Source organism: Mesorhizobium sp. P2_C5_2, from assembly GCF_056404535.1.
Window position 1 is genome coordinate 356,569 of the sequence record NZ_JBFUDV010000005.1, and the last position, 22,325, is coordinate 378,893.

General features: G+C 62.9%; 23 protein-coding genes. 16 read left to right on the top strand and 7 right to left on the bottom strand.

Features of this window, described 5'->3' with window-relative positions; genetic code table 11:
* Window positions 1–71 precede the first annotated feature (71 nt).
* Window positions 72–944: a helix-turn-helix transcriptional regulator gene (locus AC1D1B_RS20180; RefSeq protein WP_477334857.1), complete on the top strand. Its 873-nt coding sequence runs from the start codon at window positions 72–74 to the stop codon at window positions 942–944.
* Between the two features lie 9 nt (window positions 945–953).
* Here AC1D1B_RS20180 and AC1D1B_RS20185 read toward each other — a convergent pair whose 3' ends face one another.
* On the bottom strand, window positions 954–1,583 hold the full coding sequence (locus AC1D1B_RS20185; protein ID WP_477334859.1) for a TetR family transcriptional regulator C-terminal domain-containing protein: 630 nt from the start codon (window positions 1,581–1,583) through the stop codon (window positions 954–956).
* Window positions 1,584–1,837: 254 nt separating this feature from the next.
* Here AC1D1B_RS20185 and aptA point away from each other — a divergent pair, with 254 nt between their 5' ends.
* The 5 genes from aptA to AC1D1B_RS20210 all read left to right on the top strand — a co-directional run bounded on the left by aptA (window position 1,838) and on the right by AC1D1B_RS20210 (window position 6,769).
* Window positions 1,838–3,166, top strand: a complete 1,329-nt coding sequence (aptA, locus tag AC1D1B_RS20190) for an omega-aminotransferase AptA (RefSeq protein WP_477334201.1) — start codon at window positions 1,838–1,840, stop codon at window positions 3,164–3,166.
* A 71-nt stretch (window positions 3,167–3,237) separates the two neighbouring features.
* Window positions 3,238–4,488, top strand: a complete 1,251-nt coding sequence (locus tag AC1D1B_RS20195; RefSeq protein WP_477334202.1) for a Zn-dependent hydrolase — start codon at window positions 3,238–3,240, stop codon at window positions 4,486–4,488.
* 63 nt (window positions 4,489–4,551) lie between these two features.
* Window positions 4,552–6,003, top strand: a complete 1,452-nt coding sequence (gene hydA / locus AC1D1B_RS20200; protein WP_477334203.1) for a dihydropyrimidinase — start codon at window positions 4,552–4,554, stop codon at window positions 6,001–6,003.
* A gap of 2 nt (window positions 6,004–6,005) precedes the next feature.
* Window positions 6,006–6,377 (top strand): hypothetical protein, encoded by a 372-nt coding sequence (locus tag AC1D1B_RS20205; RefSeq protein ID WP_477334204.1) that lies wholly within the window; start codon window positions 6,006–6,008, stop codon window positions 6,375–6,377.
* 17 nt (window positions 6,378–6,394) lie between these two features.
* On the top strand, window positions 6,395–6,769 hold the full coding sequence (locus AC1D1B_RS20210) for a hypothetical protein (RefSeq protein ID WP_477334861.1): 375 nt from the start codon (window positions 6,395–6,397) through the stop codon (window positions 6,767–6,769).
* 17 nt (window positions 6,770–6,786) lie between these two features.
* Here the strand turns inward: AC1D1B_RS20210 and AC1D1B_RS20215 are convergent, their stop codons facing one another.
* Window positions 6,787–7,191, bottom strand: a complete 405-nt coding sequence (locus tag AC1D1B_RS20215) for a cupin domain-containing protein (RefSeq protein WP_477334205.1) — start codon at window positions 7,189–7,191, stop codon at window positions 6,787–6,789.
* 116 nt (window positions 7,192–7,307) lie between these two features.
* Between AC1D1B_RS20215 and AC1D1B_RS20220 the strand changes: the two genes are divergently transcribed.
* From AC1D1B_RS20220 to AC1D1B_RS20235, 4 genes are read left to right on the top strand one after another with little or no spacing between them, the layout of a single operon-like run.
* Window positions 7,308–8,099 carry an ABC transporter ATP-binding protein gene (locus AC1D1B_RS20220; protein WP_477334206.1) on the top strand — a complete coding sequence of 264 codons (792 nt, stop codon included), beginning with the start codon at window positions 7,308–7,310 and terminating at the stop codon, window positions 8,097–8,099.
* A gap of 13 nt (window positions 8,100–8,112) precedes the next feature.
* Window positions 8,113–8,991: an ABC transporter permease gene (locus AC1D1B_RS20225; RefSeq protein ID WP_477334207.1), complete on the top strand. Its 879-nt coding sequence runs from the start codon at window positions 8,113–8,115 to the stop codon at window positions 8,989–8,991.
* Complete coding sequence (locus AC1D1B_RS20230) at window positions 8,988–10,142, top strand: ABC transporter permease (protein WP_477334208.1); 1,155 nt, start codon at window positions 8,988–8,990, stop codon at window positions 10,140–10,142. Before AC1D1B_RS20225 ends, AC1D1B_RS20230 begins: the two co-directional genes overlap by 4 nt.
* Window positions 10,143–10,181: 39 nt before the next feature.
* Complete coding sequence (locus AC1D1B_RS20235) at window positions 10,182–11,153, top strand: ABC transporter substrate-binding protein (RefSeq protein WP_477261874.1); 972 nt, start codon at window positions 10,182–10,184, stop codon at window positions 11,151–11,153.
* 48 nt (window positions 11,154–11,201) lie between these two features.
* On the opposite strand, the gene AC1D1B_RS20240 is transcribed toward AC1D1B_RS20235, so the two are convergent.
* Entirely contained in the window at window positions 11,202–11,660 is a 459-nt protein-coding gene (locus tag AC1D1B_RS20240; protein ID WP_477334209.1) for an Lrp/AsnC family transcriptional regulator, read from the bottom strand.
* Between the two features lie 123 nt (window positions 11,661–11,783).
* Between AC1D1B_RS20240 and AC1D1B_RS20245 the strand changes: the two genes are divergently transcribed.
* Both AC1D1B_RS20245 and AC1D1B_RS20250 read left to right on the top strand, forming a co-directional pair.
* Window positions 11,784–13,067 (top strand): cystathionine gamma-synthase family protein, encoded by a 1,284-nt coding sequence (locus tag AC1D1B_RS20245; RefSeq protein WP_477334210.1) that lies wholly within the window; start codon window positions 11,784–11,786, stop codon window positions 13,065–13,067.
* Window positions 13,068–13,233: 166 nt separating this feature from the next.
* A complete protein-coding gene (locus AC1D1B_RS20250; RefSeq protein ID WP_477334211.1) occupies window positions 13,234–13,677 on the top strand; it encodes a CHRD domain-containing protein in 444 nt (147 codons plus the stop codon).
* Between the two features lie 50 nt (window positions 13,678–13,727).
* Here AC1D1B_RS20250 and AC1D1B_RS20255 read toward each other — a convergent pair whose 3' ends face one another.
* The 3 genes from AC1D1B_RS20255 to AC1D1B_RS20265 are packed head-to-tail and all read right to left on the bottom strand — an operon-like array spanning window position 13,728 to window position 17,563.
* Complete coding sequence (locus AC1D1B_RS20255; protein ID WP_477334212.1) at window positions 13,728–15,377, bottom strand: thiamine pyrophosphate-binding protein; 1,650 nt, start codon at window positions 15,375–15,377, stop codon at window positions 13,728–13,730.
* On the bottom strand, window positions 15,374–16,549 hold the full coding sequence (locus tag AC1D1B_RS20260; RefSeq protein ID WP_477334213.1) for a CaiB/BaiF CoA transferase family protein: 1,176 nt from the start codon (window positions 16,547–16,549) through the stop codon (window positions 15,374–15,376). Before AC1D1B_RS20260 ends, AC1D1B_RS20255 begins: the two co-directional genes overlap by 4 nt.
* A 33-nt stretch (window positions 16,550–16,582) precedes the next feature.
* Complete coding sequence (locus tag AC1D1B_RS20265) at window positions 16,583–17,563, bottom strand: alpha/beta fold hydrolase (RefSeq protein WP_477334214.1); 981 nt, start codon at window positions 17,561–17,563, stop codon at window positions 16,583–16,585.
* A 250-nt stretch (window positions 17,564–17,813) separates the two neighbouring features.
* Between AC1D1B_RS20265 and AC1D1B_RS20270 the strand changes: the two genes are divergently transcribed.
* The 4 genes from AC1D1B_RS20270 to AC1D1B_RS20285 all read left to right on the top strand — a co-directional run bounded on the left by AC1D1B_RS20270 (window position 17,814) and on the right by AC1D1B_RS20285 (window position 20,858).
* Window positions 17,814–18,599, top strand: coding sequence for an alpha/beta fold hydrolase (locus tag AC1D1B_RS20270; protein WP_477334215.1), 786 nt, complete (start codon window positions 17,814–17,816; stop codon window positions 18,597–18,599).
* The gene (locus AC1D1B_RS20275; RefSeq protein ID WP_477334216.1) at window positions 18,596–19,039 is read left to right on the top strand and encodes a MarR family winged helix-turn-helix transcriptional regulator; all 444 of its coding nucleotides are present in this window, start codon (window positions 18,596–18,598) and stop codon (window positions 19,037–19,039) included. The genes AC1D1B_RS20270 and AC1D1B_RS20275 overlap by 4 nt, the downstream gene beginning before the upstream one ends.
* Before the next feature lie 126 nt (window positions 19,040–19,165).
* Window positions 19,166–20,173 (top strand): ribonuclease T2 family protein, encoded by a 1,008-nt coding sequence (locus AC1D1B_RS20280; protein ID WP_477334217.1) that lies wholly within the window; start codon window positions 19,166–19,168, stop codon window positions 20,171–20,173.
* A gap of 70 nt (window positions 20,174–20,243) precedes the next feature.
* Window positions 20,244–20,858 (top strand): hypothetical protein, encoded by a 615-nt coding sequence (locus tag AC1D1B_RS20285; protein WP_477334218.1) that lies wholly within the window; start codon window positions 20,244–20,246, stop codon window positions 20,856–20,858.
* A gap of 15 nt (window positions 20,859–20,873) precedes the next feature.
* On the opposite strand, the gene AC1D1B_RS20290 is transcribed toward AC1D1B_RS20285, so the two are convergent.
* Window positions 20,874–22,157, bottom strand: a complete 1,284-nt coding sequence (locus tag AC1D1B_RS20290) for a GGDEF domain-containing protein (RefSeq protein ID WP_477334219.1) — start codon at window positions 22,155–22,157, stop codon at window positions 20,874–20,876.
* Between the last annotated feature and the right edge of the window lie 168 nt (window positions 22,158–22,325).

Genomic DNA, 22,325 nt, shown 5'->3' on the forward strand with positions numbered 1-22,325 from the left:
AGATGGGGCGCTTTGTGGACCGCAAACAGTTCAAACTTTATCCTGGTATCGATACTGCTATACTGCGCTCCATGGATGTTTCCGCACCATCACCCGAAGACAGCCGCCGGCGCGAACTTGGCGCCTTCCTGCGCTCACGCCGCGAGCGGCTTTCTCCGTCTGCCACCGGCATTGCGGCCGGTGCCAGGCGGCGCACGCCAGGTCTGCGCCGCGAAGAGGTGGCGATGATCGCCGGCGTCGGCACGACCTGGTACACCTGGCTGGAGCAGGGCAGGGACGTGCGGCCTTCCGTGGAGGTGCTGACGGCGCTCTGCGAAGCTCTACGCCTCGACGCCGCCGAGAAGCGGCATTTGTTCACGCTGGCCGGCCGCCAGCAGCCCGAGCGCCGGCGCATTTTGCCGGTCAAGGTCGAAGGGCCTTTGCTGCACATGCTGCAGAGCCTGGTCCTGCAGCCGGCCTATATTGTCGGGCCGCGCTGGGATGTGCTGGCCTGGAATGCCGGAGCCGTCGCAATCTTCGGCGACTACAGCCTGCTGGAGGGCGACGCCCGCAACATCATCCATGGCGTGTTCACCGATCCGCACCGGCGCCATTTGCTGGTCGACTGGGAACAGTTGGCGCGCGCAACCCTTGCCGCGTTTCGCGCCGAGAGCGCGAAATATACCGGCGATCCGGATTTCGAGAGGCTGATCGCGCTGATGATGCGCTCAAGCCCGGAATTCCGGGAATGGTGGCCGCAGCGCGACGTGGTGCACCGGCTCTCCGGCAAGAAATATCTGCGCCACCCGATCGCAGGCGCGATGGCGTTCGAGCATATGAGCCTGTCGATCGATGACGGCTCGGACATGAAGCTGATCGTCTACACGCCGCTGGCCGAGCAGAATTCGATTGCCAAGCTGGAAGAACTGCTGAAGGCGCAGCCACAGGAACTGCGCAGCGCCTGACGCCCAAAGTCAGCCTTTCGGCTTCAGCCCGTCGATGAACAGCTGTTCGAGGAACCGCGCAGCATCCTCGAAGCGGCCGTCGCCGCCGCGGTCGGCGCCGAGCACGGCGCGGACCTGGACGTCGAAATCGGCATAGTGCTGCGTCGTCGCCCAGATCGAGAAGATCAGGTGCCAGGGATCGGTACGGGCGATTTTTCCCGCGCGCATCCAGCCCTTGATGACGTTGGCCTTTTCGTCGACCAGCGTTTTCAGTTCGCCTTCCAAAAGCGGCTTGATGCGCGGCGCGCCTTGCAGGATCTCGTTGGCGAACAGCCGGCTCTCCCTGGGAAAATCGCGCGCCATTTCGAGCTTGCGCCTGATGTAGCTCCGGAGCTCGGTCAGCGGATCGCCGATATCGTCGAGTTCCCTGAGCGGCGCCAGCCAGGTTGCCAGCAGCCGCTCCATCAGCGTCTCATGAATGTCTTCCTTGCGACGGAAATAATAGAGCAGGTTCGGCTTCGACATCCCCGCGGCTTCGGCGATCTGGTCGATGGTCGAGCCGCGAAAGCCGTTGGTGGAGAAGACTTCGAGGGCCGCTTCCAGGATCAGCTCGCGCTTTTCCTGCTGGATGCGGGTGCGGCGAGGGGCGGAGCCTTCCATGGCGTCGCTCATTCCGGCAACCCTTGGCCGCGCGAGTCATCTGGACCAATTCTCTGGACCAGTTTTTCTCTTACCCGTGGAGCGCACTTCGGAGGCCGCATTTCCGCTAGTAATCCCTTGACCGCCGACAGGGCGGTGCTAACGTTTGTCCAATCGGTCAAAATTTGCGTAGCATGAAAACGCAGCAAAGACCAAGCCTTGGAAAGACCAAGCGTTAGCCGCACCGAAACAGGTTACAAGGGGAAGTCTTGGTCATGTCCAACCGGCTGAAAGTCACGCCGAACGATCTCAGCGCATTCTGGATGCCGTTCACGGCAAACCGGCAGTTCAAACAGGCGCCACGCATGTTCGTGTCCGCCAAGGACATGCATTACACCACCAGCGATGGCCGCAAGGTGCTCGATGGCACCGCGGGTCTCTGGTGCGTCAATGCCGGCCATTGCCGACCCAAGATCACCGAGGCGATCCAGCATCAGGCGGCCGAGCTCGATTACGCACCGGCCTTCCAGATGGGCCACCCCATCGTGTTCGAACTGGCCAACCGCCTGGTCGATCTCGCGCCCAAGGGCATGGACCATGTTTTCTTCACCAATTCCGGTTCGGAATCGGTCGACACGGCGCTCAAGATGGCGATCGCCTATCACCGCGTGAAGGGTGAGGGCGCACGCACCCGCCTGATCGGCCGCGAGCGTGGCTATCACGGCGTCAATTTCGGCGGCATCTCGGTCGGCGGCATCGTCAGCAACCGCAAGATGTTCGGCACGCTGCTGGGCGGCGTCGACCATATGCCGCATACGCATCTGCCGGAGAAGAACGCCTTCTCCAAAGGCGTGCCGGAATATGGCGCGGAGCTCGCCAATGAGTTGGAACGCATCGTTACGCTGCATGATGCCTCGACCATTGCTGCCGTCATCGTCGAGCCGGTCGCCGGTTCCACCGGCGTCATCCTGCCGCCGAAGGGCTACCTGCAGAAGCTGCGCGAAATCTGCACCAAGCATGGCATTCTGTTGATCTTCGATGAGGTCATCACCGGATTCGGCCGTCTCGGCGCGCCGTTCGCCGCCGACTATTTCGGGGTCACGCCCGACATCATGACCACTGCCAAGGGCGTCTCCAACGGCGTCATCCCGATGGGCGCGGTGTTCGTGAAGAAGGAAATCCACGACGCCTTCATGACCGGCCCCGAGCACATGATCGAGTTCTTCCACGGCTACACCTATTCGGGCAATCCGATCGCGTGTGCTGCCGCACTCGGCACGCTCGACACCTACAAGGAAGAGGGCCTGCTGACCCGTGGCGAGGAATTGGCGCCTTATTGGGAAGACGCGCTGCATTCGCTGAAGGGCGAGCCGCATGTCATCGACATCAGGAACATCGGCCTGATCGGCGCGATTGAACTGGCGCCGATCACCGGCCAACCGACCAAGCGGGCCTTCTCGGCCTTCGTCAAGGCGTTCGAGCGCGGCGCGCTGATCCGCACCACCGGTGACATCATCGCGCTGTCGCCGCCGCTGATCATCACCAAGGGCCAGATCAACGAACTGGTCGACCATGTGCGTGAAGTGCTGAGGGCGATCGACTAAGCTTGCTTTTATCTGGGCGGGTGGCGATGGGAACCGCCACCCGTCCAGAACATGAAATGGAAGGACTCTGTATGGCCGCACCCGGCGAGAATCTGCGAATCAATTCAGACCGTTTGTGGGATTCCATCATGGAGATGGCGAAGATCGGCCCCGGCATTGCCGGCGGCAACAATCGCCAGACCGTGACCGACGAGGATGGCGAGGGCCGGCATCTGTTCAAACGCTGGTGCGAGGCGGCCGGGCTCGAAATGGGCCTCGACGAAATGGGTACCATGTTTGCCCGCAGGGAAGGCGCCGATCCCAGCCTGCCGCCGGTCTATGTCGGCAGCCATCTCGACACGCAGCCGACCGGCGGCAAATATGATGGCGTGCTCGGCGTGCTCGGCGGGCTGGAGATCATCCGCTCGCTCAACGATCTCGGTATCACCACCAGGCATCCGATCGTCGTCACCAACTGGACCAACGAGGAAGGCTCGCGCTTCGCGCCGGCGATGATGGCGTCCGGCGTGTTCGCCGGCGTGCTGGAGCAGGCGGACGTGTATCAGCACACCGACAAACAGGGGAAAAAATTCGGCGAGGAGCTGGAGCGTATCGGCTGGAAGGGCACCGAGAAGGTCGGCGATCGCAAGATCCACGCCTTCTTCGAACTGCATATCGAGCAGGGACCGATCCTTGAGGATGAAGGCATCGATATCGGCGTCGTCACCCACGGCCAGGGCCTGAAATGGCTGCAGGTGACGCTCACCGGCAAGGAAGCGCATACCGGCTCAACGCCGATGCCCAAACGCCGCAATGCCGGGCTCGGCATGGCCCGCGTCATCGAGCTGGTGCACGAGATCGCCATGGACTACCAGCCCGATGCCGTCGGTGCTGTCGGCCACATGGAAGTGTTTCCCAACTCACGCAACATCATCGCCGGACGCACCGTCTTCACCATCGACATCCGTTCGCCGGAGAAGGAAGTGCTCGACGCCATGGATGGCCGCATCCGCGAAGGCATCGACACGATCTGCGAGGCCCTCGACATCCAGTACAAGGTCGAGCAGGTCGGCGCATTCGATCCGGTGACCTTCGACGCCGGCTGCGTCAAGGCGATCCGCGATGCTGCTGAGCGCCTCGGCTATTCCCACCGCAACCTCGTCTCGGGCGCCGGTCACGATGCCTGCTGGATCAACCGCGTTGCGCCGACCGCCATGGTGATGTGCCCCTGCGTTGACGGGTTGTCACACAACGAGGCCGAGGAAATTTCGAAGGAATGGGCCGGCGCCGGCGCCGACGTGCTGTTCCACGCGGTGGTGGAGACAGCGGGGATCGTGGCGTGAACTAAAAATCTGGATTCAAACGACGCTCACAAAGAAGCGCGAAGAGAACAAGGGAACACGACAATGACCAAAGTCATCCGAAACGGCACCATCGTCACCGCCGACCGTACGTGGAAGGCCGATGTGCTGATGCAGCATGGCAAGATCGTCGCCATCGGCTCGAACCTGCACGGCGACCATGAGTTCGACGCCACCGGCTGTTACATCATGCCGGGCGGCGTCGATCCGCATACGCATCTCGAAATGCCGTTCATGGGCACTTATTCGGCCGATGATTTCGAATCCGGGACGCGTGCGGCGCTCTCCGGCGGCACGACCATGGTGGTCGATTTCTGCCTGCCGGCGCCGCAGCAGTCGCTGCTCGAAGCCTTGCAGATGTGGGACAACAAGACCTCGAAGGCGTCCTGCGACTACTCCTTCCACATGGCGATCACCTGGTGGGGCAAGCAGGTGTTCGACGAGATGGCCACAGTCGTCGACAAGGGCATCACCTCGTTCAAGCATTTCATGGCCTACAAGGGCGCGCTGATGGTCGACGACGACGAGATGTATGCGTCGTTCCAGCGCTGTGCCGATCTCGGCGCGCTGCCGCTGGTGCATGCCGAAAACGGCGACGTGGTCGCGGCCCTGTCGCAGAAGCTGCTCGCCGCCGGCAATAACGGCCCCGAGGGTCACGCCTACTCGCGTCCGCCGGAAGTGGAAGGCGAAGCAACCAATCGCGCCATCATGATCGCCGACATGGCCGGCGTGCCGCTCTATGTCGTGCATGTCTCCTGCGAGCAGAGCCACGAAGCCATCCGCCGGGCACGGCAGAAGGGCATGCGGGTGTTCGGCGAGCCGCTGATCCAGCACCTGACGCTGGATGAGAGCGAGTATTTCGACAAGGACTGGGACCATGCGGCGCGCCGCGTCATGAGCCCACCCTTCCGTAACAAGCTGCATCAGGATTCGCTGTGGGCCGGCCTGCAAGCCGGATCGCTGCAGGTGGTGGCGACCGATCACTGCGCCTTCACCACCAAGCAGAAGCGCAATGGCGTCGGCGATTTCACCAAGATTCCGAACGGCACCGGCGGCCTCGAAGACCGCATGCCGGTGCTGTGGAGCACCGGGGTCAACACCGGCCGGCTGACGATGAACGAGTTCGTCGCCGTGACCTCGACCAACATCGCCAAGATCCTCAACATGTATCCGAAGAAGGGCGCCATCGTCGAAGGCGCGGATGCCGACATCGTGGTGTGGGACCCGAAGCGCAAGAAGAAGATCACCTCGAAGAAGCAGCAATCGGTGATCGACTACAACGTCTTCGAGGGCTTCGAGGTGACCGGCCTGCCACGCTTCGTTTTCTCGCGCGGCGAGTTGTCGATCGAGGAAGCCGAGGTCAAGGCCAAGCCCGGCCATGGCGAATTCGTCGCCCGCGAGCCGAACGCGGCGGTCAACCGGGCGCTGTCGACCTGGAAGGACATTACCGCGCCGCGCAAGGTGGAACGCACCGGCATTCCGGCGACCGGGGTCTGAGGTTGCGGAGCTCCGCAGCGCTCATCTCACTGGTCGTGGCGATCGTCGTCGTTGCTCCGGCAAATGCAGCCAGCGTGCTGGTTGGCTCCTGGGGCAACGATGCCGGTTGCGTCGTCGCAACGGCCGGGTACCAGGACGGCGACGACTATATCGTACTGACCGCGGAAGGCATCGAGACCTATGGCAGTGGCTGCCGGTTTGCGCAGCAATTGACCTCGGCGCCGGGTACGCAATCGCTTGATGCGACCTGTTCCGCCGAGGGCGAGGCGGGGACGACGGCTGAAACCGTGGTGGTCACCAACAAGGGCGAGGGTGGTTTCTTCGTGACCATTCCCGGCCTTGAAGAAATGGGGCCGCTGCAGCCTTGTTCATGATTTTTGGGGGAATGAGCATGCGTGGTTTTAGTCTGTCTGTTGCGATGCTTGTCGTTCTGGCCGGTCAGGCTTCGGCGGCAGGGATCGACCTGTCGAAACCATACGGCGACAAATATGGCTGCATCAACCGCAACGGCCAGGAAGTCGCCGCCGATCAGATGTTGCTTTTGACCGACAAGGAATTGGTCACCGCCGCCAGCGCCTGCACGTTCACGCAGAAGCAGGCGCAGGCCGATGGCTCCCTGGTGGTGACAGCAACCTGTGAGGCGGAAGGCGAAGAGGGACAGGAGCCTACCAAGTTCACCATCAAGCGCAGCGCGAAAAACCCCAAAAAGCTGACGATTGCCGACGAAGACGGCAACGTCATGGGGGAAGTCTCGCGGTGCAAATGACGACGATCCCGCCAGTGTCAGGCGACCAGCGCATCCAGTTCCGGCAGCAGGACGACGCTTTCCTGTTCGTTGGGATCGGTGCGGGCGATGACGGCCGAGGACGGGGAGTTGCTCAGATTGGCCGGCAGATGCGGCACGCCGGCGGGGATGTAGAAGAGGTCACCGGCCTTGACGACGATGTGATGTTCGAGCCGGTCACCATACCAGGTGTGGACCTCGCCGGAGAGCACGTAGATCGCCGTTTCATGGCTTTGATGCAGGTGCGCCTTGGCGCGGGCGCCGGGCGGCAGGGTGAGCAGATGCATGCAGATGCCGGACGAGCCGACCGTTTCGGCGGCAATGCCGGCGAAATAGGTCAATCCCTGCTTGCCTTCATAAGTGCTTTCAGGGCGGATAAGGTGACAGGTGGGTTTCGGCGACATCGGCAAGGCTCCGGGCGTCGGTTGAGTGGGATTGGACGAGTGGAAAACAACATCAACGCAAATGCAACGGCATTTCATCCTGCGCAGCGGCGGCTACGAGAGGCGGCGTGCGGCCAATGACGGGAACCTCGCCAGCCGTCGTTTCGGCAAGCAAACTTGACCTTACCTTTCAGACCAATGACGGTCCGGTACAGGCGCTCTCCAATGTCGACCTCACCATCGGCAAGGGCGAGTTCGTCTCCTTCATCGGCCCATCGGGCTGCGGCAAGACCACCTTGCTGCGCGTCATCGCGGATCTGGAGAAGCCGACCTCGGGGACGATTTCGATCAACGGCATGACGGCCGAACAGGCGCGCGAGAAACGCGCCTATGGCTATGTTTTCCAGGCCGCCGCGCTGTTTCCGTGGCGCACCATCGAGCGCAATGTCGGGCTGCCGCTGGAGATCATGGGCCTGTCAAAGACAGAACAGAGGGAGCGGATCAACCGCACGCTCGACCTCGTCAACCTCTCAGGTTTCGAGAAGAAATATCCCTGGCAGCTTTCTGGCGGCATGCAGCAGCGCGCCTCGATCGCCCGCGCGCTGGCCTTCGACGCCGACCTTCTGTTGATGGACGAGCCGTTCGGCGCGCTGGACGAGATCGTGCGCGATCACCTCAATAAGCAATTGCTGGAATTGTGGGGACGCACCAACAAGACCATCTGCTTCGTCACCCACTCCATTCCCGAGGCCGTGTATCTTTCGACGCGCATCGTCGTCATGTCGCCACGCCCGGGCCGCGTCACCGATGTCATCGAATCGACGCTGCCCAGAGAGCGGCCGCTCCACATCCGCGAGACGCCGGAATTCCTGGCGATCGCCGCGCGCGTCCGCGATGGTCTGCACGCGGGGCACAGCTATGAAGATTGAGGCGGTGCGCTAGATGGACAGCTTCCGTGACAAGCTTGTTCCGGTGACATCGATCCTCGCTGGCGTGGTCGTGCTCTGGTACGTTTTCGCCGTCATCCTCAACACGCCGTTCCAGCGCGATCTCGACCGGCGAGCCGGTGAAACGCCTACCTTGAGCGAATTCATCGGCAAGACGTTGTCGCAGCCGAAGCCGACACTGCCGGCGCCGCATCAGGTGGCGGTGAATTTCTTCGAGAACACATTCCTGCGGCCCATCACCTCGAACCGCAGCCTCGTCTACAATGCGTGGGTGACGCTGTCCTCGACTCTGCTCGGCTTTGCCTTCGGCACGGCGCTCGGCATCATCATCGCAGTCGGCATCGTGCATGTGGCGACGCTCGACCGCAGCCTGATGCCGTGGATCATCGCCTCGCAAACCATTCCGATCCTGGCGGTGGCGCCGATGATCATCGTCGTGCTCGCGGCGGTCGGCATCACCGGTCTCATCCCGAAGGCGATGATATCGACCTATCTATCGTTCTTTCCGGTGACGGTCGGCATGGTGAAGGGCTTGCGTTCGCCCGAGATCATGCATCTCGACCTGATGCACACCTACAATGCCAGCGCCTCGCAGACCTTCTGGAAGTTGCGCGTGCCGGCCGCGGTGCCGTTTCTGTTCACCTCGATGAAGGTAGCGGTGGCGGCAAGCCTGGTCGGTGCCATTGTGGGCGAACTGCCAACGGGCGCTGTCGCCGGCATCGGCGCGAAACTGCTCGCCGGCGCCTATTACAGCCAGTCCATCGATATCTGGTCGGCGCTGGTTGCGGGCTCGGTGGTGGCGGCACTTCTGGTCATGGTGGTCGGCATAGCCGGGCGTCTCGTCGACCGCGCCATGGGCGGGAGGCCGGCATGAACTGGCTGAAGCCCTCCTGGCAAGCAGTGCTGGCCATTCTCCTGTGTCTTGTCGCTCTGGCGCTTGGCGCGATGTCGAAGCCGGAAGCGGCTGCACTGGCAAACCCCGCAGCGAGCTTCGACTACCCGTATTTCGGAATAAAAACGCCGATGATCGGCCTGGCCGTGCTGGCGGGGCTGATCTCAATGCTCAGGATTTCGTCGCTGGCGGAGGCCGTGGTGCTGTTTGTCGGCGCGCACCTCGTCGCCTGGATGCTGATCTCGGGCATTACGGGTTTCGAAGGCACGGCATTGGCGCCGTACTTCCTGCTGCTCACGGCTGCCTGGCTGCTGGCCTGGCGCTGCGTGGCGGTGCTGTCGGGGCTTCGGCCGATGGCGAAAGGCGTCCGCATGGCGCTGCGGCTGATCATCCCGGCGATCTTCGGAGCCTGGATCCTGATCATCTGGGAAGCGGTGACGCGCGGCGCCGGCATTCCCTTCATCCTTTTGCCGCCGCCAAGCGCCATCGGCGCGCGCATCGCCAGTTCCCTGCCGGTGCTCGGCGCCGATGTCCGCCAGACCATCTTCAAGGCGGTGATCTTCGGTTACGTCGTCGGTAGCGGCGCCGGCTTCCTGGTGGCGATCGCGGCCGACCGCGTGCCGTTCCTGCGGCGCGGGCTGTTGCCGATCGGCAATATGGTCTCGGCGCTGCCGATCATCGGTGTCGCACCGATCATGGTGATGTGGTTCGGTTTCGACTGGCCGTCCAAGGCGGCTGTCGTCATCATCATGACCTTCTTCCCGATGCTGGTGAACACGGTCGCAGGCCTTGCCGCCTCCGGCCATATGGAGCGCGACCTGATGCGTACCTACGCGTCGGGCTACTGGCCAACGCTCTTGAAGCTCCGGCTGCCGGCCGCGGCGCCCTTCATCTTCAACGCGCTGAAGATCAACTCGACGCTGGCGCTGATCGGCGCCATCGTCGCCGAATTCTTCGGCACGCCGGTTGTCGGCATGGGCTTCCGCATCTCGACCGAGGTCGGGCGGATGAACATCGACATGGTCTGGGCCGAAATCGCAGTTGCAGCACTGGCGGGTTCGGTCTTTTATGGCGTGGTCGCTCTTATCGAGAGAGCTGTCACGTTTTGGCATCCCTCTGTCCGTGGTGGATAGGGCGGTGGGTTTTGGGTGTTAACTTCAGAGGGTAAAAACATGAAAAGACTGATTATTCCAGTTCTGGCCGGCGCAATGTCGCTGGCCGCGTTCCAGGCAATGGCCGCCGACAAGGTGACCTTGCAGCTGAAATGGGTCACGCAAGCCCAGTTTGCCGGCTACTACGTCGCCAAGGCCAAGGGTTTCTATGAGGCCGAAGGTCTCGATGTCGACATCAAGCCGGGCGGTCCCGATATCGCGCCCGAGCAGGTGATCGCCGGCGGTGGCGCCGACGTCATCGTCGACTGGATGGGCGGCGCGCTCGCCGCGCGCGAAAAGGGCGTGCCGCTTGTCAACATCGCCCAGCCGTTCAAGAAGGCCGGCATGGAGCTGGTGTGCCCGGCAGACGGCCCGATCAAGACGGAAGCCGATTTCAAGGGCCATACGCTTGGCGTCTGGTTCTTCGGCAACGAGTATCCGTTCTATGCCTGGATGAACAAGCTCGGCCTGAAGACCGAAGGCGGCCCGGACGGCGTCACGGTGCTCAAGCAGAGCTTCGACGTGCAGCCGCTGATCCAGAAGCAGGCGGATTGCATCTCAGTGATGACCTACAATGAGTACTGGCAGCTGATCGACGCCGGCTACAAGCCGGAGCAGCTGACCGTGTTCAACTACTCTGCCATGGGCAACGACCTGCTCGAGGACGGGCTCTATGCCTCGGAAGACAAGCTCAAGGATCCGGCCTTCGAAGACAAGATGGTGCGTTTCGTGCGCGCCTCTATGAAGGGCTGGAAATACGCCATCGACAACAATGACGAAGCCGCAGGCATCGTCATGGACGGCGGCGGCCAGGACGAGAACCACCAGAAGCGGATGATGAGCGAAGTCGCCAAGCTGATCGACAATGCCGACGGCAAGCTCGACCCGGCGACCTACGAGCGCACCGCCAAGGCGCTGCTCGACCAGAAGATCATCACCAAGGCGCCGACCGGCGCCTACACCACGGCCATCACCGACAAGGCGATCAAATAAGCCTGGCGAGGTAGTTTCGATCTTGAGAGCGGCGCCTCTGGCAAAATGTCAGAGGCGCCGCTCCTTTATGGTGTTCATGACGAAGCTGGTCTCGATCGAGGCGACGCATTTCAGCCTTGCGATCTTTTCCTTGATGAAGCGCTCGTATTGGTCGAGGCTGCCCGTCACCACCTTCAGCACATAGTCGCGCGAACCGGTGACGAGGTGGCACTCCAGCACCTCTTCCCAACCGCGGATCGCCTCCTCGAACATGACGATCTCGTCCTCATTCTGGCGGCTGAGCCTGACAGTGGCGATGGCGACCATGCTCCAGCCGAAGGCGGCGGGATCGACCAGCGTGGTATAGCCCCGGATGACGCCGGCTTCCTCCAGTCGCCGCACGCGCCGCAGGCAGGGCGATGGCGACAGGCCGATGCGTTCGGCAAGCTCATTGTTGGTGATGCGTGCGTCGGCCCGCAGTTCGCGCAGGATTTTAAGGTCGAAATCGTCGGCTATCTTCTGCTGCAATTTTGGCCACTCCAGGCAGTTTGTTGCCGGGATGCAGACATGCGAGGCCGAAAATAGCAAGGACTGCGCGATGGGGATCGCATAAATTGCCGCGCAACATCCCTCAAAAAGGCAGGAAAAACCATGACCGCGCCGCGCCCGTCGAAAACTCACATCGGCAACCACAAGCTCCATCCGGAGACGCTGATGCTGAGCTATGGCTTCGATCCGCAACTGTCTGAGGGCGCGGTCAAGCCGCCGGTGTTTTTGACCTCGACCTTTGTGTTCAAGTCGGCGGAAGAGGGACGCGATTTCTTCGACTACACGTCCGGCCGCAAGGAGCCGCCGAGCGGCACGGCATCGGGCCTGGTCTATTCGCGCTTCAACCATCCCAACTCAGAGATCGTCGAGGACCGGCTGGCGGTCTATGAGGGAACCGATGCCTGCATCCTGTTTTCATCGGGCATGTCGGCGATCGCGACGACGTTGCTCGCCTATGCCCGCCCGGGCGACGTCATCCTGCATTCGCAGCCGCTTTACGGCGGCACCGAGACGCTGCTGACGCGCACGCTGTCCGGCTTCGGCATCGGCGCTGTCGGCTTTGCCGACGGCGTCGACGAGACGGCGGTGCACTCGGCTGCGGACGCTGCCGTGGCGAAGGGGCGCGTCTCGGTCATTCTCATCGAGACGCCGTCGAACCCGACCAACAGCCTGGTCGATATCGCGCTGATCAGGAAGATTGCCGACGAGATCGGCAGCAAGCAAGGGTCGACACCGATCGTCGTCTGCGACAATACGCTGCTCGGCCCGGTGTTCCAGCGGCCGATCGAGCATGGCGCGGATGTCTCGGTCTATTCGCTGACCAAATATGTCGGCGGCCATTCCGACCTGATCGCGGGCGCGGCCATGGGCAGCAAGGCGGTGACCAAGCCGATCAAGGCGCTGCGTGGCGCCATCGGCACACAGCTCGACCCGCATTCCTGCTGGATGCTAGGCCGCTCGCTGGAAACGCTGTCGATCCGCATGGAGCGGGCCAACGACAATGCGCGTCTGGTCGCCGAATTCCTGCGCGATCACGCCAAGGTCGAGAAGGTGCATTACCTGCCGTTCCTGGGCGAAGAGACGGATGCGGGCCGCGCCTATCTGGCGCAATGCAGCGGCGCCGGTTCGACCTTCTCTTTCGACATCAAAGGCGGAGAGAAGGCCGCCTTTGCCTTTCTCAACGGGCTGCAGATCTTCAAGCTGGCGGTGAGCCTCGGCGGCACGGAATCGCTCGCCAGCCACCCGGCGGCGATGACCCATTCCGGCATCCCCTTCGACGTGCGCCAGCGCATCGGCGTGCTCGAGACCACGGTCAGGCTGTCGATCGGCGTCGAGCATCCGGACGATCTGATCGCCGACCTGACGCAGGCGCTGGCGGCGGTCTGACGGCTGTTCTCTTGGCGACCGGAAGGGGCGAGAGATCGCCCCTTTTTTGGTGCTCCCGGTCACAAAACCGTGTGCGGGGAAACATTGCGCCGCCCAGCCGTTTCAGTTGAGGCATGCGCGCGCCGGGGGGGCCGCGACGCATGTGACATGCAATCGGAGGTTCTTCATGCGCGCACAATCCTTCCTGCCAGTGCTTTCGGCGCTGGCCATTTCGACCGCTTTCCTGTTCGCATCCCCGGCCATGGCCGAGGTAGTGAAATACAAGGCAACGCTTGATGGCAGCCAGCAAAGCCCACCCGTCACCACAAAGGGTAAGGGAACCGCCACTCTCACATTCGACACCACCAAGAAGAAGCTCAGCTGGAACGTCAAATATTCCGGCCTCAGCGGGCCGGCGATCGCCGCGCACATTCATGGCCCGGCGGCGATGGGTGCAAATGCTGCTCCCGCCATCCCGTTCAAAGGCAAGCTCAAGAGCCCGATCAAGGGTTCGGCCGAGCTGACCGACGCGCAGGCCGCCGACCTGGCGGCCGGCAACTATTACGTCAATGTCCACACTGCGGCGAACAAGGATGGCGAGATCCGGGGGCAGATCGAGGCCGTGAAGTAACCCAATCAAACCGACAAAAAAGGGGCGGGCGACCGCCCCTTTTTCTTTCGTCAGGCCTTGTCGCGGATCTGGGTCATTGTCCGGGTCGGCGTGATCGCTTCGGGATCGAGCCTGATCTCGACGATTGCCGGCTTGCCGCTGGCACGCGCGCGTTCGAAGGCATCAGCGAAATCGGCTGTCTTCTCCACCGTCTCGCCATGACCGCCATAGGCGCGGGCAAGGGCTGCAAAGTCGGGGTTCTTGAGGTCGGTAGCGACGACGCGGCCGGGATAGTCGCGCTCCTGATGCATGCGGATGGTGCCGTAAATGCCGTTGTTGACGACGATGACGATGATCGGCAGGTCGTACTGGACGGCGGTGGCGAATTCCTGGCCGTTCATCAGGAAGCAGCCGTCGCCGGCAAAGGCGATCACGGTGCGGTCCGGATAGAGAGCCTTGGCGGCGACCGCGGCCGGCGTGCCGTAGCCCATCGAGCCGGAGGTGGGCGCGCCTTGCGTGGCGAAGCGGCGGAAGCGATGGAAGCGATGCACCCAGGTGGCATAGTTGCCGGCGCCGTTGGTCAGAATGGCGTCGTCGGGCAGCACCTTTTCCAGATAGTTCATGATCGGTCCCATCTGGACCGGGCCGGGTCCGCTCTCCGGCGGCGTCGACCAGTCGAGATAGGCGGCGTGTGCTTTCGCTGTCTCATCCGCCCAAACCGGCGATCCCGAAGGTTTGCGCTTGGCAAAAGCTTCGACGAAGGCCGCTGGCGAAGCATTGATGGCCAGGGCCGGACGGTAGACGCGGCCGAGTTCGCCGGCATCGGCATGGACATGCACCAGCGTCTGGTCGGGGTAGGGGCTCTTCAGCAGCGTATAGTCGGAGGACGGCATCTCGCCCATGCGGCCGCCGATCAGCAGCACGAGATCGGCCTGCTTGATTGCCGTGGCCAGCTTCGGGTTTATGCCGATGCCGACATCGCCGGCATAGTTCGGGTGCAAATGGTCGAACAGCATCTGGCGGCGGAAGGAACAGCCGACCGGCAGTGACCAGGCTTCGGCGATGGTACGCATCCGTGCCACCGCTTCCTCGTCCCAGCGTGTGCCGCCGAGGATGACGAAAGGCTGCTTGGCTTTGCCGAGCAGTTTCTCCAGCGCGTCGAGCTCGGCTTCGCCGGGCCGCGTTTCGACCGGCGTGTGCGGCAAGGCGGCGGGCGCTTCGACCAGGCTGGTCAGCATGTCTTCCGGCAGCGAGATGACGACGGGACCGGGGCGGCCCGAGGTCGCGACCGCAAAGGCGCGGGTGACGAATTCGGGGATGCGCGCGGCATCATCGATCTCGACCACCCATTTGGCGATGTCGCCGAAGAAGCGCTTGTAATCCACTTCCTGGAAGGCTTCGCGCTCCTTGGCGTGGCTGGCGACCTGGCCGATGAACAGGATCACGGGGACCGAATCCTGCATGGCGATGTGAATGCCGGCCGACGCATTGGTGGCGCCGGGGCCGCGGGTGACGAAGCAGATGCCGGGCTTGCCGGTCAACCGCCCCTGGCAGTCGGCCATCATCGCGGCGCCGCCTTCCTGGCGACAGACAATGGTGCGGATCTTGGAATCGTGCAGCGCGTCGAGCACCGCGAGGTAGGATTCGCCCGGCACGCAGAAGATGCGGTCGGTGCCGTTCGCTTCCAGCGCGTCGACGATCAGTTGTCCGCCGGTCTTCATTTTCCAGACTTCTCCAGTTCGGCAAGGATTTCTTCGGTGTGTTCGCCCAGGCGCGGCGACGGACGCTCATAGACCAGCGGTGTGCCGGACATCACCATCGGCGCGCGCACCGAGGGCAGACGGTTGCCATGGCCGTCATCGAGGTCGAGCCGCATGCCGCGCGCGATCGTCTGCGGGTCGGCGAACATCTGGCCGATGTTGTTGATCGGGCTCGCCGGCACGCTTGCCGCTTCGAGCTTCGCCAGCAGCGGATCACGATCCCAGTCCTTCAGGGTCTCGATCATATGCTCGCGCAATTTCACCCGGTTGGCGACGCGGGCCGGGTTGGTGGCGAAATCGGGATTCGCTGAGAGATGGTCGAGCCCGACGGCGGCGCAGAATTTGGTGAACTGACCGTCATTGCCGACAGCGAGGATGATGTGGCCATCCCTGACCGGCACAACCTCATAGGGCGCGATGTTCATATGCGCATTGCCCATCTGCACCGGCGATTTGCCGGAGACGAGATAGTTGAGGTTCTGGTTGCCGAGCGCCGAGATCTGGGTGTCGAACAGCGCCATGTCTATATGCTGGCCTTCGCCTGTCTGCTCGGCATGGCGAAGCGCTGCCTGGATGGCGATGACCGAATAGAGGCCGGTGAAGATGTCCGAGATGGCGACGCCGGCCTTTTGCGGCTCGCGTCCGGCCTCGCCGGTGATCGACATCATGCCGGCCATCGCCTGGATGATGAAATCATAGCCGGCGCGCGGCGCGTAAGGCCCGTCCTGGCCAAAGCCAGTGATCGAGCAGTAGACAAGCTTTGGATTGATCGCCTTCAGGCTCTCATAGTCGAGCCCGTACTTTTTGAGCCCGCCGAGTTTGAAGTTCTCGATCAGCACGTCGGCCGTGGCGACCAGCCGGCGTACCGTCTCCGCCCCTTCGGGGGTCGAGAAATCAACCGCGATGGAACGCTTGCCGCGATTGCAGGAATGGTAGTAGGCGGCCGACAGGTTCTCGCCGTCATGGCTCATGACGAAGGGCGGGCCCCATTTGCGGGTGTCGTCGCCGCCATCTGGGCTCTCGACCTTGATGACATCGGCGCCGAGATCGGCCAGCAATTGTCCGGCCCATGGCCCGGCCAGGATGCGGGCCAGTTCGACAATTCGGACGCCTTTCAGCGGAGGTTCAGCCATAAATCACCAGATGGGTCGGAAGTGCAGCCTCTATCAACACCCGATGCGGCTGTCACGAGCGTTGCGGTGGGCCAGTACGGTCCACCGTTTGAGAACGCTGTCGGCCCAGGCAGCGAAATCGTCCATGACGGTGTCGCGGTTCACCTCGTTCAGGCTTTCGTGGCGGGTGTCGGCGTAAACCTTTGAAACCAGATTCGAAAAGCCCATCGCGCGCATGCGTTTGGCGAGATGATCGATGCCTTTGCCATAGTCGGAAGCCGGGTCTTTTTCGCCGCCGATAATGCTGACCGGGAGGTCGCGACGGATGCCGGCAAAGCCGGAATCCTTGCCGCCGTTCTGCGCCATCTGGACGACGTCGCGCCACATCGAGATCGAGGCATCCCAGCCGCAGAGCGGATCGGCGATGTATTTCGCCACCTCCGCCTCGTCGCGCGATAGCCAATCGAACAGCGTCTTGTGGTTGGGCACCGCCTTGCCCCAGGCCTGGAAGGTCAGTCGGGGCAAGATACGCGAGGGGACATCGGAGCCGAGCCTGAAGCGCTCATAAGCCAGGATGGCGAGCGCAAGCTGACCAAGCATGCCTTGCGAGAAATTGCCGTTCCAGATCGCGGCGGCGTGGACGCGTGGCGAGTGCGCCAGGAGGTAGTTCAACGCCACCGACGCACCCATCGAATGGCCGAACAGGATGACCGGCAGGCCAGGCTGTTCCTTCGCGATGAGATCATGGACGGCGTCGACATCGGCGATCACCTTGGCGGGTCCATCGGTCCCGGCGAACCTGCCCGGCGGCGCATCGGGCGCCTTGGTCGCGCCGTGGCCGCGATGGTCGTGGACGTAGACGTGAAAGCCGCGCGGCGACAGGTAATCGGCGAGGCGGGCATAGCGTGCGGCGTGCTCGGCCAGGCCATGATTGATCTGGACAACCGCGCGCGGGCTGCTCTCGGCGTGCTTCACATAAAGGTTGAGCGCGGCCCCGGTCGGTGAGGCCAGCGTCGTCTGCTTGTCAAATGCCATTTCTCGCTCCCTCCGCGACTGTTGGGCGACGGCGGGGGCGACGTCAAGCGAGTTCGAAAGCTGCAGAAAGAGGTATTGACAGTATGCTGTCAATCTGGTTTATGACAGCATACTGTCAAATTAGATCGGGAGCATGAGCATGAAAACCGTTTCGATCGTTTCGCGCCGCGCCGTCCTGCTGGCGAGCCTCGCATTTGCAACTGCAATGCTCGTGCCGTGCATTGCATCCAGTCAAACCAGGGAGATGACCATGAAGACCTCAACAATTGCCGGCCCGCAGGGCCAGCTTGCTGCCTACGAGATCAAATCGGGTGATGGCATGCCGGTCCTGTTCGCGCATGGCGATTGCAGCCGCGCTTCGCAGTGGAACCGGGTCATGCAGCTCACCGCTGACGGTCGCGACGCCGTCGCCTTCGATTTTCGCGGCCATGGTGCGTCGGCGCCGGCGGCCGATGCTGATTACGGCTATGACGGTCGTGCAGCCGACATCGGCGCGGTCGCCGATGCGTTCGGTCTGAAGCGGTTTGTCCTTGTCGCGCATAGCGGCGGCGGTGGCGCGGCGCTCGCCTATGCGGCAAGCCATGCCGACCGAGTGGCCGGCATTTTGCTGGTCGATCCGGCGACCGATCCGCGCGCTTTGCCAAAGGAGATCCGCGATGGTTTCGTCCGCGATCTGGCCGGCCCGAACGGCCTCGAAGTCCTCAAGGCCTATTACACCTCGATTGCCGGCCCCAATGAAGCGGTTCGCCAGACTGTGCTGGCCGATGCGGCTGTGGTCGATCCGGCGGCGCGGGCAGGCGTCGGCAAGGCGCTGGCCGAATGGAATCCCGAGCCAACGCTCGACGCCTATCACGGGCCGATCTTCGTGCTAGCCACGGAGGCCAATGACAATGCGGCCGCCCTTTTCCGCCTGCGCGCTGGAATTGGCCATCGGATCGTGGCCGGCTCCGGCCATTGGGTGATGCTTGACAAGCCTGAAGCGGTGGCGGAAGCCGTCAATACCTTCGTCTCCACCATCGAGGCCGGCCAGAAATGACAAGCAGGACCGAAGCCGGAGATGTGCTCACCGAGCTGGTGCTTGCCGTGTTCCGGTTGAATGGCGGGTTTCTCGACGCGGCCGACCGGCTGGCGGAGCCTGCCGGGCTCACGGCGGCGCGCTGGCAGGTTCTGGGCGCGGTGCTGAAGGAGCCAAAATCGGTGGCCGACATTGCCCGCGACATGGGGCTTGCCCGCCAGAGCGTGCAACGGCTGGCCGACATTCTGGCGGCAGAGGGGCTCGCCGCCTATGCCGATAATCCCGCCCATCGCCGCGCCAAGCTCCTGGCGATGACAGATGCCGGCTGGGCGGCGATCCGGGATATCGGCTCGCGGCAGCCTGTCTGGGCAAACCGCGTCAGCGAGGGCATCGAGGCGCAGACGATTCAGGCAGCACTTGATCTGTTGCGGACGCTGACCAGGCGGGTGGAAGAGGGCTGATCAACCAGTCGTGAGGCACGATCGGCGCGGGCAGTTGCGATTGTTTTTTACGGTCGGCGAAAGAAATCGTAATTCTGACATGTCGTACGTTTCTAGCTTGCGGCATTAAACGCCAGGAGTGCTGGAATGCGGATATCGGCAATAGTGGTTGCGGTGTTTTTTGCGCTGGCCGGCGCAGGCATGGCGCGAGCCGATGTGAAGATGAGCGGCTCGTTCGTCGCCGATGCGGCATGTCCGGCGACACAGGCGATCAAGAGCGGCAAGAACCCGGGCAATATCTCGACTGCGGCCGGACAGAGCTATGATCTCCTGGCCGGTAACAAGGATGCGCCGACGCATTACCTCATCCGCGTGCCGGGCGCCGATCCGGAGCGTCGCTGGGTCAAGATCGGCTGTGGCCATGTCTCAGGCGGCAGCGCCTCCACCCAGCCGGCGGCCCCAGCCGATCAGGGCAAGCCCGCAGCTTCGGGAAAGCCCGAATATGTCTTTGCGCTGAGCTGGCAGCCGGCCTTCTGCGAAACCAGGTCGAGCAAGCCCGAATGCCAGGCGCAGACGGCGGGCGGTTTCGACGCGTCGCATTTCACCTTGCACGGCCTGTGGCCGCAGCCGAACGGCAATTTCTATTGCCAGGTGCCGGCGAGTGACAAGGCCAATGATAATCCGGCCCATTGGGCCGATCTGCCGCCGGTCGATCTCGATGCCAACACGCGCGCCGAGCTCGATCAGGTGATGCCGGGCACCGCCTCCAAGCTCGAGCGGCATGAGTGGATCAAGCACGGCACCTGCTACGGCAAGAGCCAGCAGGAGTATTTTGCCGAAGCGTTGAACCTGATGCGGGCGGTGAATGCCTCGCCGGTGCGTGAGCTCTTCACCAAGAATGTCGGCAAGCAGCTGACTTCGGACCAGATCCGGAGCGCCTTCGACAGCGCCTTCGGCAATGGAGCCGGCGCGCGGGTGCGCGTCTCTTGTCTGGTCGATCCGTCGAGCGGCAGACGGCTGATCGGCGAGCTGACGCTCGGCTTGACTGGTCCGATCAGCCCGGACAGTTCGCTGGGCAGTCTGATGCTCGCCTCGGCGCCGACGACCAAGGCCGGCTGCCCGAAGGGCTCGGTCGATGCGGCCGGGTTCCAGTAGGATATCCGTCTGTCGCTCGGCAGTGACGCGGTGATATGGTCCGGACGCATTTCATTCGGCGGGGGTGGCGATGAGTGGCATGACATCGGGCGCGCTGGCGCGGCTGGCTTTCTGGGCCAGGGGGATGACCGCGATCCAGGATGGCCGCATAGAATGGCCGGGCTTTTCCTATACCGATGCCGAGTGGGCGCGCATGCGCGTGCTTGCCGCGCCGATCGGTGCCGGCCGCTACCAGCTGTTCACCATGGTCAATGCTGCGATCTTCATCGCCATCGCCGCGCTTGGCATCGTCTGTGTCTTCCTGCCGCTGGCAACCCTGTTGTTTCCGGTGCCGGCCGAGACCAGCGCGCTCAAATTCTCGGCTCTGCTAGCGGCTTGCGCCTTCCTCATCATAGGCCTCGGCCTGCCGATCTCGCTGCGTCTGTCCAGTGCGCTCATGACCTCCAGCGAGATGCGCGCCGGTCTTGTCGCGGAAGCTGGCGACGAGGCACTGGCGGCAAAAGTGTCCTGGCAGATCAACCGTATCATGCTCATTATGTGCGGCCTGCTGGTGCCGGGCATCCTGCTGTTCATCGCCTATGATATCGATGCCGGTCCGATCATCACCACGCTGAAATGGCTGGCGATCGTGCTGATGGCCGCTTCAGTTGCGGTCGGCGCGTTGCAGCAGCGCAAGCGGAGCTGACAGCGTCGGTGGGCGTCAGCCGCCGATGCCGCGTGTGAGTGTCCGCGCGGCGAAATCTTCGGCATCGTCGCGCGCTTCGCCGATGACGCGGTCGCGCCCGGTGGACTTGGCCTTGTAGAGACGTTCATCGGCAAGGGCGAAGAGATCGGCAAGCGAGCCGATGGTCTCGTTGACGGTGGCGATGCCGGCGCTGACGCTGATGTCGAAGCGGTTTGCGGACGCCTTGACGGCATGACGGATGTTTTCGCCGAGCAATCTGGCGACCGGATGCGGTTGCGAACAGAGGATGGCGAACTCCTCGCCGCCGATCCTGAAAACCTGGTCCTGCGCGCCGGCAGCCTGGGTCAGCACCTGTGCGATCGATCTTAGCACCCTGTCGCCTTCGGCATGACCGAAGCGATCGTTGATCGATTTGAAATGATCGACGTCGACGATCACCAGGCTGAGCGGCTGGGCCGTGCGCAGGCTGACGGCAACCGACTTTTCGCCATCGCTGTCAAAACGTCCCCTGTGCAACAGGCCGGTGAGGCCGTCGCGGCCGACATGTTCGACCAAGGCTTCGTAGCGCTCGCGATAGGTCAAGGTGTCGAAGACGTCGGACAACCCACGCGCTGCCACGACCTGCCGCGTCTCAAACCATCTGAGGTAGGCGACAAGCATGGCGCTGTAGGCAAAAGCGGCACCCATCTTGGAGAACCAGCCGCCGAAAAAGACCGCGATCGGCGCGTCGGCGACGAAATGCAGGGCGGTGAAAAATCCGGCCTGGTCGAAGGTGAGCACGCAGGCGACCGAAATCAGGATGCGGGCGAACGGCGCCTTGCGCAGATAACGCCCGAGCTTTTCGTAAAGCAGGATGATCAGGATGGCGTCGATGAAGAGCAGCGTCGTGCCCCACACCATCAGCCAGCCCATCTGGTCGATGAAGCCGATATCGGGAAGCTTGCCGCCGGAAAGAGCCGAAATGTCATGGAGGCGCAGGATCAGGACCAGCCCGATCATCAAGGCGTTGCCGAGCAGCAGGCCATAGATGGGTTGCCGCACCGTGGCCGCGTCTTCCTTCATGTAGAGCAGAAGCAGCATCACCAGCTTGCCGGAAAACAGCACCGCCGAACCCGGCGAGACCATGCCGAAGGGCAAAGCGACATAGAAGACACTGGCGAGGTAGGTTTCCAGGAAATGCATGGCGCCCAGCGCGCAGATAAAGACGCCGAGGCCGATGCGGTCCCTGAAGCGGAACAGCGTGACCATGACGCTGAAGTAGACCACCGCTTCGGCAAGGAGCAGGAAACTGTTCAGCACTGCCGTCGGTCCGATCTCTATTCTCTCGATCGCGGAAGGCCAGCGATCGATCCTGTTTTGACGCGGAAGGGTTAAAAGGAGATTTCAACGTGCCTTGTGGCGGGTGGAAAACTTAACGTGCGGTGTACGCCCGGCTTGAAATGGCAAAAGCGATTGCCGTTCGGCCCG